Source organism: Roseburia sp. AF25-13LB, from assembly GCF_003478915.1.
Taxonomy (GTDB): domain Bacteria; phylum Bacillota; class Clostridia; order Lachnospirales; family Lachnospiraceae; genus Roseburia_C; species Roseburia_C amylophila.
This window is the reverse complement of the sequence record NZ_QUFO01000004.1, coordinates 95251-111011: the sequence shown is the minus strand read 5'-3', so window position 1 is coordinate 111011 and position 15761 is coordinate 95251. Positions and strand designations below refer to the sequence as shown.

The window sequence follows — 15761 nt, the reverse complement described above, 5'->3', positions numbered from 1 at the left end:
AAATAAGAGAAAAATTGAAAGTAAGGAGCGGAAGCATGGCGGATACTGAGATTAATCTGGCACAATTAAAAGAATATAAGACTGGTGAATACCAGTTAATCGATATCAGAAATGAGGATGCCTTCCGCTATGGAAGTATCAGGGGAGCAGTCAATCTGCCGGAGCAGGAGATTCTTTTGAGAAAAGAGGAACTATCGGCAGACAAGCGTCTGATACTATTTTGTGCCAAAGGAATCAACAGTATCGGAGTAGCGGAAAGACTAAGGGAAGAAGGTTTTGATGCAGTCAGCTTAGAGGGCGGCTATGGCGCATATCTGCTGGACAGTTTCCAGAAGAAAACATCAGAGAAAGAGAAACGCTGTCAGGAAATTGAGAAGAGCATCCGCAAGAAATTTCATAAAGCAATCTTTAGTAAATTCGCAAAAGCAATCAATGAATACGAACTGTTGCAGCCGGGAGACAAAGTGGCAGTATGTATTTCCGGTGGTAAAGACTCCATGCTGATGGCAAAGCTCTTTCAGGAATTGCAGCGGCATAATAAATTCCAATTTGAACTGGTATTCTTAGTGATGGATCCGGGATACAGTGAGATGAACCGTAAAGTGATTGAACGGAATGCAGAGCTGATGCAGATTCCGATTACGGTATTTGAAACACAGATTTTTGATGCGGTATATGAGATTGAAAATTCTCCGTGCTATCTGTGTGCGAGAATGCGCCGCGGTTATTTATATAGTAAAGCAAAGGAATTAGGCTGTAATAAGATTGCACTGGGACATCATTATGATGATGTCATTGAGACTATTTTAATGGGAATGCTCTATGGTGCACAGGTACAGACCATGATGCCGAAGCTTCACAGCACGAATTTTGAAGGAATGGAACTGATTCGTCCAATGTATTTGATCAGGGAGGATGACATTAAGCACTGGAGAGATTATAACGATTTGCATTTTATCCAGTGTGCCTGCCATTTTACCGATACCTGTACCACCTGTGACCCGGATGGACGTACCGTATCAAAACGGATGGAAATCAAACAGCTGATTGCCAGATTAAAAGAAGTGAATCCATATGTGGAAAATAATATCTTCCGCAGTGTGGAAAATGTAAATTTAAGTACCATTATCGCTTATAAGAAAGATGGGGTAAAACATTCCTTTTTAGAAACCTATGTGAATGGAGCGGATGAGTAACATGCAGAAAGTTTCCGATACGGAAGCTGTAGTTGTTAAAACAGAGACTTTCAAAAAAGTAAAGAACCCAAAAGGAGCATAAAACCATGGGGAAAGAAGTAAAGACCAATGCCATGCGGATTTTAGACCGGCATAAAGTGGCATATGAAATCTTAAATTACGAATGTGATGAATTTATTGACGGACTGCATACGGCAGAACTGACCGGAGCACCGGTGGAACAGACTTATAAGACACTGGTCATGCAGGGAAAAAGCAAGGCATATTATGTCTTTGTGGTACAGATTGCAGAAGAGGTGGATTTAAAGGCGGCAGCAAGAGCGGCCGGCGAGAAATCCGTAGAAATGATTCATGTAAAAGATATTACAAAGATTACCGGTTATGTAAGAGGCGGCTGCAGCCCCCTTGGAATGAAGAAACAGTTCCCGACCATTTTGGATAAAAGCATGGAACAGTTTGATAAAATCTATATCAGTGGCGGAAGAATCGGCACATCCATGGCGTTATCTCCGGCAGACTTAGCAGCAGTAACCGGAGCAGCCTATGCAGATATTACTGCAAAATAAAGGAAAGAAATGAAATAAAAAAACAAGTGGAAGGAGCGTATTTATTATGAAGGAAACATTAAAGAGAATCAAAGCAGATGTTATATTATCCGCTATTCTTTGTGTGGCACTGGGAGTTATTCTTATGATATGGCCTACGCAGGTAACAAAGGTACTTTGCTATATTTTGGCAGCTATTTTATGCGTGATGGGAATCGGACATATTATTTCTTATATGAGAAATAAACTGGAAAGCAGGCTGGGACTGGCAACCGGAATTGCACTGGTTATTTTGGGGGTATGGATTCTGGTACAGCCATTGAACTTTGCAAAGATATTCCCGGTAGTAATCGGAGTCGTATTGCTGATGCATGGTCTGGAAGACTTACGGATGACCATCGAAGCAAAGCAGAATGGTGACACAGCATGGGGAATCCTGCTTTTGATTACAATTCTTAATTTTGCATTCGGAATATTATTAATCTGGAAAGCCATCGAGATGGTACAGATTGCTATGGTAATCGTAGGAATTGCACTGATTTATGACGGACTGAGTGATTTGTTTGTAGTATATCGTGTGGCAGGTGCTGTCAAAGCGGCAAAACAGGCGGCAGAAGCCATTGATGTAGAAGCAGTAGAAGAAGATTCAGAAGAAAATGAATAATTTAGAAGCATAATCAGGAGGCGTATTATCAATGCGGCAGATGGAGTTTAAAATGGAGAGAACCGGGTTACTGGAAGTAGGAGATGTGTTACCGGTGACAGAGAGTAAGCTGCCGACTTCTTATTACTATACACTTGGAAATGCATTTGCAATGTCAGCAAATTATACCTTCCGGGAACGCCTGAAGTCTACCGAAGGGACGGTAGTGGATGTAAAGGAAACACCGAAGGGCTTTTTTGTGACGGTAGAATTTGATGAGTAAAAAAGTTGTAATCGCAGATAAAATGTTATAGAATAGGCGTGTGGGGTAACAAAAGACAAAGAGGAGCAATTTAGATGCGTTATCTACCAATAAAAAGGGTGGAAGCCGGAATGGCACTGGCTCAGGACATATTAGACGGTCAGGGAGTCATGCTTTTAGGCAGACATCAGATTTTGAATCAGGAACAGATAGAGAATCTGGATAAGATGGGTTATCCGGGTCTTTATATTGATGATAAGTTTTCCGAAGAAATAGAGATTGCCGAAGTAATTAAGCCGTCTATTCACTCAAAGAGCCTGGAAATAGTACATCATCTGTTTGTTGACCGCATGGAAGAGGAAGATGTCAGTGAACAGGAATGGCAGATCCGGGAAGCTGTCATGCAGGTGGTGGACAGTCTTCTGGAAAATGAAGAAGTAATGTATAACATGATGAGTCTTAAGAATTATGATGATTATACTTATTTTCATTCTGTAAATGTGGGAATTTTATCCGCAGTAATCGGAGCACATTATGGAATGAATGAGTATGAGCTCCGCATTCTTACTACGGCTGCATTACTTCACGATATCGGAAAGAAATTCTTAGAGATAGATATATTAAATGCACGTCGTGCACTGACCGAGGATGAAAGAAGAATCGTATTACAGCATCCGAAGTTAGGATATGAGTTCCTGAGGGATAATTTTGATTTCGCACCGGAAGTATATCTTGGTGTATTAGAACATCATGAATGCTATAATGGCGAAGGTTATCCGATGCGCAAATCCGGTGATGAAATCAGTATTTATGGAAGAATTATCAAGCTGGCAGATGTGTATGATGCCATGATTTCAAAACGGCCATACCGTGATCCGATGCCGCCGGCAGATGTCATTGAATATATAATGGCAATGAACGGTTCGGAGTTTGATCCGAAGCTGGTGGAAGTATTTTTACGCTGGGTGGCTGTCTATCCGGCAGGCTGTGAAGTGGAACTTTCTGATGGCAGAATGGCAGTAGTAAAGCATAATTATCAGGGATTTGTGCTTCGCCCCATTGTAAAAGTCTGTGATACAGGAGAAATCATAGACCTTAAGAATGATAAGGAAGCAAGAAGTATCACCATAGTGCGACTGGTCGTTTAGACGGCTGTTTGATAGGAAGATGAGAGGAAGTTATGACGAATCAGGGAAGGAACGCAATCGATACACTGCTTGCGGAGAGCCTAAAAGAGCTGACAATCAAGCAACCTATAGAAAAGATTACAATCAAGGAGATAACTGATAAAGCGGGAGTTATCCGTCCGACCTTTTATAATCATTTTCAGGATAAGTATGAACTGTTAGAGTGGATTATCCGGACTGAATTATTAGAGCCGGTAAAGCCGTTGATTCAGAATGGAATGATTGATCAGGCGTTAATTATTATATTTGCTGGTATTGAAAAAGAAAAAGATTTCTATACCAAAGCAAGCCGCCTAGAGGGACAGAATTCTTTTGAAGATATTGTAAAGGAATGTATTACGGGAACATTGATAGAAGTATTGGAAGAGAAGAATCTGGATAAGAAGATTCCATCGCCATGGCTTACAAAAGAGCGGATTGCCCGGTATCATGCCCAGTCCTTATGTTTTCTGGTAATTACCTGGATAAAAAGTGGAATGTCTATGCCGGCAAAAGAGATGTCGGATATTTATAATTATATGATTCGCAATTCTATCGCAGATATTACAGGCGATAATTAATATACAAATTGGCAGATATGTATAGCAACTGTTACAGATTCAACAATTTGTATATTGGATTGATACAGCCAAAAAAGATTGCATATGTTCGGATGCAGTCTTTTTTTTTATACTCTTACCTAGAAAAACATGAAAAAGAAAGAGATGGTAAAGAGATGATTAAATTTGGAAAGGGCGTCGTAAAGCACAGAGTCCTGATACTTATTATCAGTTTTGCTTTACTGATTCCAGCAGCATTTGGTTACTTTAACACAAGGGTTAACTATGATATCCTTTCCTATCTGCCAGATGAATTAGAGTCCATGAAAGGACAGGATATTCTGGTAGATGAGTTCGGTACAGGAGCATTTTCCCTATGTGTCATTGAAGGTATGGAAGATAAAGATATCTCCACCCTTCGGGAACAGATTGCAGATGTAGACCATGTTAAATCTGTTATATGGTATGATTCACTGGCAGACTTATCCGTACCAATGGACGTATTGCCGGATGAAATTTATGACATATTCAACAATGATGAATCGGACAGCACGCTGATGGCGGTTTTGTTTGATACTTCCATGTCAGCAGATGAGACAATGGATGCCATTGAAGAGATTCGTGGAATCACAACAAAACAGTGTTACTTAAGTGGTATGTCAGCAGTTGTAACAGACATTAAGGATCTGACCAACAAAGAGGTTCCGTTTTATGTATTGATTGCAGTATTGTTATCTGTTCTGGTACTTTCCCTGACAATGGATTCCGCAATCATTCCGTTGTTCTTCTTATTAAGTATCGGAATGGCAATCGTATATAATCTGGGAAGTAACGTAATAAAAGGGGAAATTTCCTATGTAACGCAGGCGTTGGCGGCAGTCTTACAGCTTGGTGTTACCATGGACTACTCCATTTTTCTGTGGCACAGTTATCAGGAGAATCAGGAACGGTTTCCGGGAGATAAGAATCGTGCCATGGCACATGCAATTTCAAATACCATTACTTCTGTAGTCGGAAGTTCCATTACTACAGTAGCCGGATTTATTGCATTATGCTTCATGAGCTTTACCTTGGGACTTGACCTTGGTGTGGTAATGGCTAAGGGTGTTATCTTCGGTGTAATCGCCTGCGTAACCATTCTTCCATCCCTGATTCTGGTGTTTGACAAGGCAATTGAGAAAACGAAGCATCGTGTTATCTTACCGGACCTTGGAAATATTGCAAACTGGATTACCAGCCATCATTACATATTCATTATTTTATTCCTGGTAATCTTAGGGCCTGCAATCTGGGGTTATAACAATACGAACGTATATTATGATCTGGCTGGTACATTGCCGGATTCACTGGAAAGTATTGCAGCAAATAACAAGCTGGAAGAAAATTTTGATATGGGTGCTACCCACATTGTTTTAGTAGACAGCAGCTTAGAGCCAAAGACCATATCGAAGATGATTGATGAAATCGATGATGTGGATGGTGTAAAGGCAACACTTGGTCTGGATGCAATCGTCGGACCGGCAATTCCAAGAGATGTCATCCCGGATTCTATCCGTGGCGAGCTGGAAAATGAAAATTATGAACTGCTGCTGATTACTTCCGAGTATAAAGTAGCATCAGATGAAGTAAATGCACAGTGTGATGCCATCAGCGGCATTATTAAGAACTATGATGAAAATGGCATGTTAATTGGTGAAGCACCATGTACGCAGGATCTGATTACCACGACAGACCATGACTTCAAAGTCGTAAGTGCAGTATCTATCGGAGCAATTTTCGTAATCATCGCAGTTGTATTTAAATCTATATCACTGCCGATTATCCTGGTAGCTGCAATTTACTTTGCAATCTTTATCAACATGGGTATTCCGGCATACACCGGTACACAGCTTCCGTTTATCGCATCCATCGTAATCGGAACCATTCAGCTGGGTGCAACGGTTGACTATGCAATCCTGATGACCAATAAATATAAAAAAGCAAGATATAAGGGAGCCGAGAAGAAGGAAGCAATTACAAGTGCCTTGCAGAGCTCCATCCAGTCCATTATCGTATCCGCATTAAGTTTCTTCGCAGCAACCTTTGGTGTAGGACTTTATTCTGATATCGATATGATTAGTTCCTTATGTACATTGATGGCAAGAGGTGCACTGATTAGTATGTTGGTTGTAATCTTTGTACTACCTTCATTGTTTATGATATTTGATAAAGTAATCTGCGTAACCAGTGCTGGTTTCCGCAACAAGAACAAAACGGTATAGATTAAGAAGGAGGACATAACAATGAAATTTTCAGAATTAAAGAATAAATTCAAAAATAAATATGCGATTCGTGTAATCGCAGGTGTGCTGATGGTGGCAATGCTTGGAACCAGTTATGGCGTATGGCAGGTAAATGCAGCAAAGCCATCTACCGAAAGCGTATCAGAGGAGACTACTGAGAAAGAAGCTTCTACGGAGGATACAGATGCAGAAAATGCAGACGCAGAAGAAACCAAATCGGAATTAAAAGACCAGCTGGGAAATCTTCTGAATTCCGATAAGGAAACAGAAGAAACCGGAAAAGATGAAACAGTATATATGATTGCAGATGCAGATGGTACCGTAAATAAAACCATCGTAAGTGACTGGTTAAAGAATAAAGAGAATGCAGATACTTTGGAGGACGCATCTGATTTAAAGGATATCAAGAATGTAAAAGGCGATGAGACCTTCAAACAGGATGGAGATAAAGTAACCTGGGATGCACAGGGAAATGATATCTTCTATCAGGGTACTACGGATAAAGAAGCTCCGATTACCCAGAAAATTACTTACTATCTGGATGGAAAAGAAATTGCTCCAAAGGATTTAGCCGGAAAGAGCGGAAAAGTTACCATGCGTTTTGAATTTACCAATAATGAGAAGACAACAAAGACTATCGATGGCAAATCCACAGATGTCTATGTTCCGTTCTCTGTTGTAACCGGAATGGTATTAAATGATAACTTCACGAATGTAGAAGTTACCAATGGAAAAGTAATTTCTGATGGAAAAAACAATATTGTGGTAGGAATCACAATGCCAGGTTTAAAAGAAAGCCTTGGTATTGATGATGCTGACCTTGGTGATGATGTCCAGTTCCCGGATTATGTAGAAGTAACTGCAGATGTAGAAGATTTCTCACTGGACATGACAGTATCCATGGCATCCAGCAACCTTCTTTCTGAAATGAATGTAAATGGAGATATTGACTTATCTGTATTATCCGATACAATAGATGAGATGACTGATGCATCTGACCAGTTGGTAGATGGCAGCAGCGAGTTATCCGACGGACTGAAAACATTACAGAGCAGTCTTGGAGAATTTAAAGCTGGTGTTGGAACAGCACAGTCTGGTGTGAAAGATTATACTTCTGGTGCATCTGCAGTAGCAGATGGTGCAAATACCTTAAACTCCGGCATTGCAAAGCTTGCAGAAAGTGCTCCGGCACTGACAAGTGGTGTATCTGCATTAAAGACTGGTGTGCAGCAGGCAGGAGCCGGTGCAACACAGATTAATGGTGGAGTTGCCCAGCTGGTAGATGGAATCGGAACCTTGAAATCTACTGTAAATGGCAGTCTTGCAGGAATGGATGCTTATGCATCTTCAGCAGATGCACAGGCAGCATTTACTTCCGCATTGACTGATTATACCAGTGCAGCAGTAAATTATCTTGCAGTATTACAGCAGTTACAGACCCCGGGAAGTACATTAAACGGTGCCTATTCACAGGTAGTAGCAGCAACCGGTGGCGGATTACAGGCGGTTAATGCAGATGCTAATATTTATATGCTGGATGATACAACCAATGCAACACTTTTAGCAGTAACTACCCAGGCAGGCAGTGCGGTTGATTTCAATAGCTTAAGCACAGCTTATGCAGCCCAGTTACAGAATATTTCAGCAGTTGCAACCAAGCTTGGAACTACAGGTGGTGCACAGGCACTGGCTCAGGTACAGGCAGGACTTGCACAGTTTGATGATACACAGCTTGCAACCTTAAAGACTGGAGCAGCATCCTTAGATGCAGGCCTGAATGGTGACGATGGAATTGTAGCAGGTGTTAATACATTAGACAGCTCTGTAAATGGCGCACTTTCACAGGGAATTACAGATTTGACCAATGGTGCAAAACAGCTGGCAGACGGAGCAAATACCTTAGTTGCAAATAATGACAAACTGAATGCAGGAATGACTTCTTTGAAGAGTGCAACAGACCTTCTGATAAATGGTGTAGACCAGTTAGAGGATGGCTCTGAGACACTGGCAGATGGAATGGCACAGTTTGATGAGCAGGCAATTGAGAAACTTGCGGATGCTTACAACGGAGATTTGAAAGAGCTCTTGGATAAAGTAGATGCAGTGCTGGATGCCGGAAATGAATATAACACATTTACCAGAACAGCAGATGGTGTCAAAGGAAATGTAAAATTTATTTGGGAAACTGCTTCCATTAAGGCAGAGGATTAAGTATAATAATTTTAAGAGAAAGGAGGACGGAAGATGAACTGGATAGAAACATTAATAATTGTATGCGGACTTTCCATGGATGTATTTGCTTCAGTAGAATGTCAGGGAGCAATGTTAGCTAAGATTCGTACCAAACAGCTTGTGCTGGTGACATTACTGGTATCCGTATGGCAGGTAATTGTTTTATATCTTGGAAATCTTGGAGCCGACCTCCTGTGTAAATATGATATTAAAGAATCACAGGTTATATTAGGTGAAGTGATTTCAGTGGCAGTATTCCTGTGTCTGGGAATCCGGCTTTTGATTAAAGCCTGGAAGAATGACCGGATTGATGAACGCCGGGAAGAGAATCTTGGCGTACATAAATTCGTACGGATTTGTGCTGTAACATCATTTTATACATTCCTGACCGGTGCAGCATTTGGCTTTCTGGGAACAAGCCTACTGTCATTAATACTGGTTGGAATCATACTAACTGTTGTCTGTGTAGTCGGTGGTGCTTATGTTGGATATCATTTCGGCTATGAACAGAAGACAAAGGTATATCTGATTGGAGGAATTCTTCTTCTGATTGGCGGAGTAGATGTAATAATAAGGTTTATATTATAAATATAAGGGCGTGAAAATACCGCCGGCAACTGCGTTTGGGAGCGCAGCTGCCGGCGGTATTTGTAGTTTAAAGACGTTTTCGTTCCGAAGTTAAATCATGAGAATAGATGGATTCCCGACGAATAAGGGGACCGGTGTGAATAGCGTGGTTGGGATAGCCAAGATTAGTTAAATGTCTGTCAAAATTTGTAATATTTTCGGAAAGGGAAATGGATTGGTTGTGTAATACCATAGAAACAAGATAATAGGGAGCATGTGAATCATAGGGACCGAAGTCTCCGGATTCATCAATAAAAACGCTTAGAATTTTATTTGTCATAGATTTGTCCTTTGAATGATAGATATGTTGAAATAGTAATGGCGGGGAAATTCCCCGCCGCTCGGTGGACCAGGGTCGCTTGACCAGCCCAATTACTTTTTACTTATATGTTACCATCAGTCTATAAGATAATACATTATCTGTCAATTCTTTTTGAAAATTTTTATATAAATTTTATAGATAGGTGTGCTAAGGCAGAACAGAAAAGATTTTCCCCCTTGTTAAGTAGCAATGCCGGGGGGTATAATAGCCACAGTAGTGCAAATAAACAGACTTTCCGGTATTTGATATCGTAGCTGCATTGTCCATCGACTTCGAATGCATGATAAGGGCTGTTAGGGGCACTTAGAATTTTGCCTGCTTCCAGGCAACGCCGGCACAGGGAAGTGCCGGCGAGGCGCAATTGAACATGGATGTGAATTGGCGCCGGTTGCCGGAGTATACGATAGCTATGTCGAAATTCTTAGTGCCCCTTGCAGGCATTATGTTGCATTTGTAGTCGATGGATAATGCAGCGAGGCTATCAAAACAATGGAAAGGCGTTTTCGAGGAATGCTGGACAAGACAGCTTATAGGCAACCACAAGGAAAGGAGGCAGTGACCACAATGCTGAAACTTCGAATTGGACAACTACATCAGGACATTATTATGCAGCCGGGAGAAAGCATCGCACAGGCACTGCTTCGGAAAGATTATAAGGTTCCTATGGCATGTGGTGGAAACGGCACCTGTGGGAAATGTAAAGTAGAGATAGACGGTGCATGGGTGAATTCCTGTAAACTCTATCCGAAACCGGAAGAAGATATTATAATTTCCGCCTTTGGCTGGGGAGAGGGAAGAGAAGAATTAACCCAGATTGCAGGAGTAGAAAAAATAAATATAACAGAAGGCAGAGCACGGGAGGCAAAAGGACAAACGAGAAAAACTTTCCTTGCAGTAGATATCGGGACTACCACCATAGCTGCAGCGCTGGTAGAGAAGGAAACAGGAGCAGTGCTTGCTACAGCAGGCTGCGGCAACAGCCAGCGTATATTTGGACAGGATGTATTAAGCAGAATTAAGGCATCTGTAGCGGGAACGGGTGAAAAATTAAAGACATTAATCCGGCAGGATATTTTAAACCTGTCAGAAGAGATACAGAAGAAACAGAAAGACATTGTAATTGAGCATATTTATATTGCAGGAAATACCACCATGGAACATCTTTATATGGGAGATTCCTGTGAGGGACTTGGTAAGGCACCATTTACTCCGGTCAGTCTTGCAGAACGAAAGGACAGCCTTTCGAACATACCGGTGACGTTACTGCCTGGAATTTCAGCATTTGTGGGCGCAGATATTGCAGCTGGCATGCTGGCGTGTGGGATGGATGAAGAAGAAAGACCTTCCCTGCTTTTGGATTTGGGAACCAATGGAGAAATGGTGCTGGCATTAGAGGATAAGATGATTGCCACCTCTGCACCGGCAGGACCGGCATTAGAAGGTGGAAATATTTCATGCGGTGTTGCCAGTGTGACCGGAGCAATCAGCAAGGTGCGTGTCATTGGAGAGCGGGCAATTATTGGAACGATTGGAAACACACCGGCAACGGGAATCTGTGGAACCGGCGTGTTAGAGCTGGTGGCAGGACTTTATGAAAATCATATCATAGATGCATCCGGTCAGATGAAGGAAAAATACAGGGAAGAAGGGTTTCCGCTGGCACGGATGAAGGATGGAAAACAGATTACTTTTACCCAGCAGGATATCAGAGAGGTGCAGCTTGCCAAAGCGGCAATTCACAGCGGAATCGAATTACTGTTAGAGCAGGCAGGCATTTCCATGGGAGAGATAAAAAAAGTATATTTGTCAGGAGGCTTTGGGGTATATCTGGATGTGCATATAGCAGCAGGCATTGGACTGCTTCCGGCGGAATTAGAGAAGTGTACAAAAGCAGTCGGAAATACATCTCTGCAGGGCTGTATCGCCTATGGAAGTTCGGAAGAAAACAGGAGCCGCACGGAAGAAATGATAAGAAAATGCGAATCAATCAATCTTGCAGAACAGGCGGACTTTGAGGAACGATATGTTGCCAATATGAATTTCCCAGAATAGAAATAAAAGAGGAAGAAATCATGAAGAAAATATTACTCACGGCAGTAAATGCAAAGTATATTCATTCGAATCTTGCGGTTTACAGCCTGCGGGCATATGCCAGAGAATTAAAAGAAAATATAGTACTGGCAGAATACACCATTAATAACCGGACAGAATATATTTTAAGGGAGATTTATCTGAAAAAGCCGGATGTAATCTGCTTTTCCTGCTATATCTGGAATATTTCCATTATTTTAGAAGTGGCAGAGGAATTTCATAAACTTTGTCCCAAGGTTCCGATCTGGGTGGGAGGTCCGGAGGTTTCCTATGAAGTGGAGGCGTTCTTAAAAGAGCATCCGTTTATTACCGGTGTCATAATCGGCGAAGGGGAGAAAACTTTCTCGGAGCTTTGCAGGTATTATGTGAAGGGAGAAGGCAGTTTGGAGGAGATGAAGGGCATAGCCCTTTTTGATGGAGCTGGAAATGTGCAGATTCATGAGTCGCAGGAAATTCTTGATATGAATACGATTCCCTTCTGCTATGATTTGTCGGAGGATTTTTCCCACCGGATTATCTATTATGAATCCAGCAGGGGCTGTCCGTTCCGTTGCAGCTATTGCCTGTCCTCGGTAGAGAAGATACTTCGGTTCCGGGATGTGGAAATCGTAAAAAGAGAGTTACAGTTTTTCTTAGACCAGAAGGTAAAACAGGTTAAATTTGTTGACCGTACCTTTAATTGTGACAAAAAGCATGCCATGGCAATCTGGCAGTATATTTTAGAACATGATAATGGAATCACGAATTTTCATTTTGAAATTGCAGCGGATTTGCTGACAGATGAGGAAGCAGACTTAATTGCAAAGATGCGTCCGGGTCTGATACAGTTGGAAATCGGGGTTCAGTCCACCCATGATGAAACAATCCGGGAAATCCACCGTCATATGGATTTAAAAGATGTGCACCGGATGATGAAAAAAGTCCAGAAGGCAGGAAACATTCATCAGCATCTGGATTTAATCGCAGGGCTGCCTTTTGAAGATTATGAAACATTTACCCATTCCTTTGATGATATTTATGAATGGAAACCGGAGCAGCTGCAGCTTGGTTTCTTAAAGGTTTTAAAAGGCTCTTATATGTATGAACATGCAAAAGAGTATAAGGCAGTATACCAGGCAAAACCACCTTATGAGGTGCTTCGGACGAAGTGGCTTTCCTACGAAGATATCTGTAACATAAAGCTGGCAGAAGAAATGCTTGAGGTATATTATAACAGCACACAGTTTCCGGTGAGCATCCGGCTGCTAGAGACGATACACGAAAGTGCGTATCATATGTTTGAAAATCTGGGACATTTCTATGAGGAACATGGCTACCTTGCCATGAGCCATACCAGAATGCGGCGAAGCGAGATTCTCTTAGAATATGTAGAAAGCCTTGGGGTGGCTGACATGGAAGTGTTCTATCAGGCGGCAACTTATGATATTTACAGCAGGGAAAATGCCAAGAGCCGTCCGAAATGGGCAAAGGATTATGCGCAGTGGAAAGATGTGACAAGAGCATATTGCCCGAAGGGAAGCCTTGCGCATATCGAATGCTTTGACTATAGCTTCGAAGAAGATACATTTGGCAGAAAATGCGGACCATACTATCTGAAATTTGATTATGAAAACAGAAATCCGCTGACAAATCAGGCGGAAGTTACGATAATTCAGTGGGAGGGAGAGACAAAGTGACAAAAAGAACGGCAGAAATATTAAAAAGATTAGATGAAACCTATGGTACTGAATACATCTGTTATCTGAATCATGAGACACCATGGCAGCTTTTAATTGCAGTAATCTTAAGTGCACAGTGTACGGATGCCAGGGTAAATGTTGTGACAGAAACATTGTTTAAAAAATATGACACCTTGGAAAAATTTGCAAATGCAGATCTGACGGAATTAGAAGAGGACATCCGTTCCACCGGATTTTATCACAATAAGGCGAAGAATATCATATCCTGTGCGAGGACGCTGGTTCAGGAATATCATGGAGAAGTTCCGTCTACATTGGAAGAACTTACTTCCCTTGCAGGAGTTGGACGAAAGACTGCAAATGTCATCCGGGGAAATATTTACCATGACCCAAGTATCGTAGTAGATACCCATGTAAAACGTATTTCCAAACGCCTTGGATTTACAAAAGAGGATGATCCGGTAAAAGTAGAATATGATCTGATGAAAGTATTACCGAAGGATCACTGGATTTTATATAACATCCAGATTATAACATTCGGAAGAAATATCTGTTTTGCAAGAGGACCAAAATGCAGCGAATGTTTCTTACAGGATTTGTGTAAAGCAGAGGATAAGCGGAAATGATACCACAGGATTATACAGTAATTGACCTTGAAATGACGGGGCTTCATCCGAAAAATGATGCCATCCTTGAGGTGGGAGCGGCAAAAATAAGAAATGGCGAAGTGACGGATACCATGGACATTTTTGTGAATCCCGGCAGGAAAATTACGCAGGAGATAACAGAACTTACCGGAATTACCGATGCGATGGTAAAGGAAGGCTTAAGTCCGGCAGCAGCATTTCATAAGACAGCAGAATTTATCGGAGATGATATTCTGGTGGGACACAATATCATATTTGACTATAGCTTCTTAAAGCAGCAGGCAGTCAATGAGAAAGTGCCGTTTGAAAAAAAAGCAGTAGATACGTTGAAAGCAGCACGCAAATGTATGCTACGTCCGGGAAAAAAGTCTTTGGAATGTCTCTGCGATTACCTTGATATCGAGCGGGAGCGGGAGCACCGGGCAATCTATGATGCACTGGCAACCCATGAACTTTATCAGTATTTACAAAAGACATATGGAGAAACAAATCCGGAAGTATTTGAACCGAAAGATTTGATTTATAAAACAAAACGCCAGACTCCTGCAACGAAAATTCAAAAAATTCACTTGAAGGAACTGGCGGATTATCATAAAATAGAACTTGACATTGTCTGGGAACAACTGACCAGAAGCGAAGCATCGCGTCTTATGGATAAGTTGATTTCACAGTATGGAAGATGCCCGAAAGATTAGGAAAGTTTTTCTTTGATACGTTTTCTGGAGCCTTCCGGCAGTGTGGCAAGCTTCTGATATACTTCGGTCAGTGAACTGCAGTCGTTTGTTTCTTTTAAAAGAGGAACTAACAACGTATAATTATCTGTAATATCGCTTCCGCAGCGGATGCCAAAGAGCAGAATATCGATGGCGGCTTTTGCTTCAGACTGGTCGCAGAGCAGTTTGCCAAGTTTTGCAATGGTACAGATTAAAGTATTATAATTTTCATCAAACTCGGTCAGAGCTGCAAGGCTGGCAGCACCGTAAGCTAATTTTAAATCGGTATTGGTTTTGCCATTCAGATTAACGATTTTTTTGGCAGACAGCTGACGAAGTGTTTCATAAAGGGTGAGGACATCTTCAGATGCCTGTGCCGGGGGAGTCAGCAGTTCTTCCGGAATAGTAATATAAGGAAGGTTGTCAAGACTGCGGCGGCGGGTGGCGTTGGCTTTATTTTCACGGGCCCAGAACTGCTCGGTAATTTCCTGTTCCTGTTTGGTAATCTGACGCTTTCTGGAGTTTAGAAAAACAACAAAAATGATAAAGCATATGAGTATGATAGGAAACATAGTTTGCTCCTTTCGAAAGTATAGTAGTATAAAAATAAATATGAGGTGAATGAAATGATTAATTTTAAAAATTCAAAAGGGAAAAAATATTTCGCGGGATTTATCGCAATTATTCTCGTTGCGGCAATGGTATTATCCCTTTGCATCACTATTTTTTCATAGAATTTTTTATGCATTCATCATGTCATAATATACAGAAATCGCGTATTTCTGTCAAATATATT

14 protein-coding genes are annotated in these 15761 nt (G+C 41.4%); 13 read left to right on the top strand and 1 reads right to left on the bottom strand.

Annotation, left to right across the window (positions count from 1 at the left end; translation table 11 throughout):
- Window positions 1-35 precede the first annotated feature (35 nt).
- The 13 genes from DWY37_RS07530 to DWY37_RS07470 all read left to right on the top strand — a co-directional run bounded on the left by DWY37_RS07530 (window position 36) and on the right by DWY37_RS07470 (window position 14947).
- The gene (locus DWY37_RS07530) at window positions 36-1196 is read left to right on the top strand and encodes an ATP-binding protein (RefSeq protein WP_118057081.1); all 1161 of its coding nucleotides are present in this window, start codon (window positions 36-38) and stop codon (window positions 1194-1196) included.
- A gap of 86 nt (window positions 1197-1282) precedes the next feature.
- The gene (gene ybaK, locus DWY37_RS07525; protein ID WP_022242976.1) at window positions 1283-1762 is read left to right on the top strand and encodes a Cys-tRNA(Pro) deacylase; all 480 of its coding nucleotides are present in this window, start codon (window positions 1283-1285) and stop codon (window positions 1760-1762) included.
- Window positions 1763-1808: 46 nt separating this feature from the next.
- Complete coding sequence (locus DWY37_RS07520; protein ID WP_118057082.1) at window positions 1809-2405, top strand: HdeD family acid-resistance protein; 597 nt, start codon at window positions 1809-1811, stop codon at window positions 2403-2405.
- A gap of 31 nt (window positions 2406-2436) precedes the next feature.
- The gene (locus DWY37_RS07515) at window positions 2437-2667 is read left to right on the top strand and encodes a hypothetical protein (RefSeq protein ID WP_022242978.1); all 231 of its coding nucleotides are present in this window, start codon (window positions 2437-2439) and stop codon (window positions 2665-2667) included.
- Between the two features lie 74 nt (window positions 2668-2741).
- A complete protein-coding gene (locus DWY37_RS07510; protein ID WP_118057083.1) occupies window positions 2742-3794 on the top strand; it encodes an HD-GYP domain-containing protein in 1053 nt (350 codons plus the stop codon).
- Window positions 3795-3826: 32 nt separating this feature from the next.
- Entirely contained in the window at window positions 3827-4393 is a 567-nt protein-coding gene (locus tag DWY37_RS07505) for a TetR/AcrR family transcriptional regulator C-terminal domain-containing protein (protein ID WP_118057084.1), read from the top strand.
- 155 nt (window positions 4394-4548) lie between these two features.
- On the top strand, window positions 4549-6633 hold the full coding sequence (locus tag DWY37_RS07500) for an efflux RND transporter permease subunit (RefSeq protein WP_118057122.1): 2085 nt from the start codon (window positions 4549-4551) through the stop codon (window positions 6631-6633).
- Window positions 6634-6654: 21 nt separating this feature from the next.
- Entirely contained in the window at window positions 6655-8865 is a 2211-nt protein-coding gene (locus tag DWY37_RS07495; protein ID WP_118057085.1) for a hypothetical protein, read from the top strand.
- 33 nt (window positions 8866-8898) lie between these two features.
- Window positions 8899-9474: a manganese efflux pump gene (locus DWY37_RS07490; protein ID WP_022242983.1), complete on the top strand. Its 576-nt coding sequence runs from the start codon at window positions 8899-8901 to the stop codon at window positions 9472-9474.
- A 925-nt stretch (window positions 9475-10399) separates the two neighbouring features.
- Window positions 10400-11887: an ASKHA domain-containing protein gene (locus DWY37_RS07485; protein ID WP_158561826.1), complete on the top strand. Its 1488-nt coding sequence runs from the start codon at window positions 10400-10402 to the stop codon at window positions 11885-11887.
- 20 nt (window positions 11888-11907) lie between these two features.
- On the top strand, window positions 11908-13602 hold the full coding sequence (locus DWY37_RS07480; RefSeq protein WP_118057087.1) for a B12-binding domain-containing radical SAM protein: 1695 nt from the start codon (window positions 11908-11910) through the stop codon (window positions 13600-13602).
- The gene (nth, locus tag DWY37_RS07475; protein WP_118057088.1) at window positions 13599-14231 is read left to right on the top strand and encodes an endonuclease III; all 633 of its coding nucleotides are present in this window, start codon (window positions 13599-13601) and stop codon (window positions 14229-14231) included. The genes DWY37_RS07480 and nth overlap by 4 nt, the downstream gene beginning before the upstream one ends.
- A complete protein-coding gene (locus DWY37_RS07470) occupies window positions 14228-14947 on the top strand; it encodes a 3'-5' exonuclease (protein WP_118542138.1) in 720 nt (239 codons plus the stop codon). The genes nth and DWY37_RS07470 overlap by 4 nt, the downstream gene beginning before the upstream one ends.
- Here the strand turns inward: DWY37_RS07470 and DWY37_RS07465 are convergent.
- Window positions 14944-15537 (bottom strand): hypothetical protein, encoded by a 594-nt coding sequence (locus DWY37_RS07465; RefSeq protein WP_117841646.1) that lies wholly within the window; start codon window positions 15535-15537, stop codon window positions 14944-14946. The two genes, DWY37_RS07470 and DWY37_RS07465, sit on opposite strands and share 4 nt — an antisense overlap.
- Window positions 15538-15761: the final 224 nt, after the last annotated feature.

Excerpts from the sequence above, each read along its gene's own strand:
- DWY37_RS07480 (WP_118057087.1), top strand. The coding sequence starts at position 11,908 with ATGAAGAAAATATTACTCACGGCAGTAAATGCAAAGTATATTCATTCG.
- DWY37_RS07515 (WP_022242978.1), top strand. The coding sequence starts at position 2,437 with ATGCGGCAGATGGAGTTTAAAATGGAGAGAACCGGGTTACTGGAAGTA.
- DWY37_RS07530 (WP_118057081.1), top strand. The coding sequence starts at position 36 with ATGGCGGATACTGAGATTAATCTGGCACAATTAAAAGAATATAAGACT.
- DWY37_RS07465 (WP_117841646.1), bottom strand. The coding sequence starts at position 15,537 with ATGTTTCCTATCATACTCATATGCTTTATCATTTTTGTTGTTTTTCTA.
- ybaK (WP_022242976.1), top strand. The coding sequence starts at position 1,283 with ATGGGGAAAGAAGTAAAGACCAATGCCATGCGGATTTTAGACCGGCAT.
- DWY37_RS07470 (WP_118542138.1), top strand. The coding sequence starts at position 14,228 with ATGATACCACAGGATTATACAGTAATTGACCTTGAAATGACGGGGCTT.
- DWY37_RS07490 (WP_022242983.1), top strand. The coding sequence starts at position 8,899 with ATGAACTGGATAGAAACATTAATAATTGTATGCGGACTTTCCATGGAT.
- DWY37_RS07500 (WP_118057122.1), top strand. The coding sequence starts at position 4,549 with ATGATTAAATTTGGAAAGGGCGTCGTAAAGCACAGAGTCCTGATACTT.
- DWY37_RS07495 (WP_118057085.1), top strand. The coding sequence starts at position 6,655 with ATGAAATTTTCAGAATTAAAGAATAAATTCAAAAATAAATATGCGATT.
- DWY37_RS07505 (WP_118057084.1), top strand. The coding sequence starts at position 3,827 with ATGACGAATCAGGGAAGGAACGCAATCGATACACTGCTTGCGGAGAGC.
- DWY37_RS07520 (WP_118057082.1), top strand. The coding sequence starts at position 1,809 with ATGAAGGAAACATTAAAGAGAATCAAAGCAGATGTTATATTATCCGCT.
- DWY37_RS07510 (WP_118057083.1), top strand. The coding sequence starts at position 2,742 with ATGCGTTATCTACCAATAAAAAGGGTGGAAGCCGGAATGGCACTGGCT.
- DWY37_RS07485 (WP_158561826.1), top strand. The coding sequence starts at position 10,400 with ATGCTGAAACTTCGAATTGGACAACTACATCAGGACATTATTATGCAG.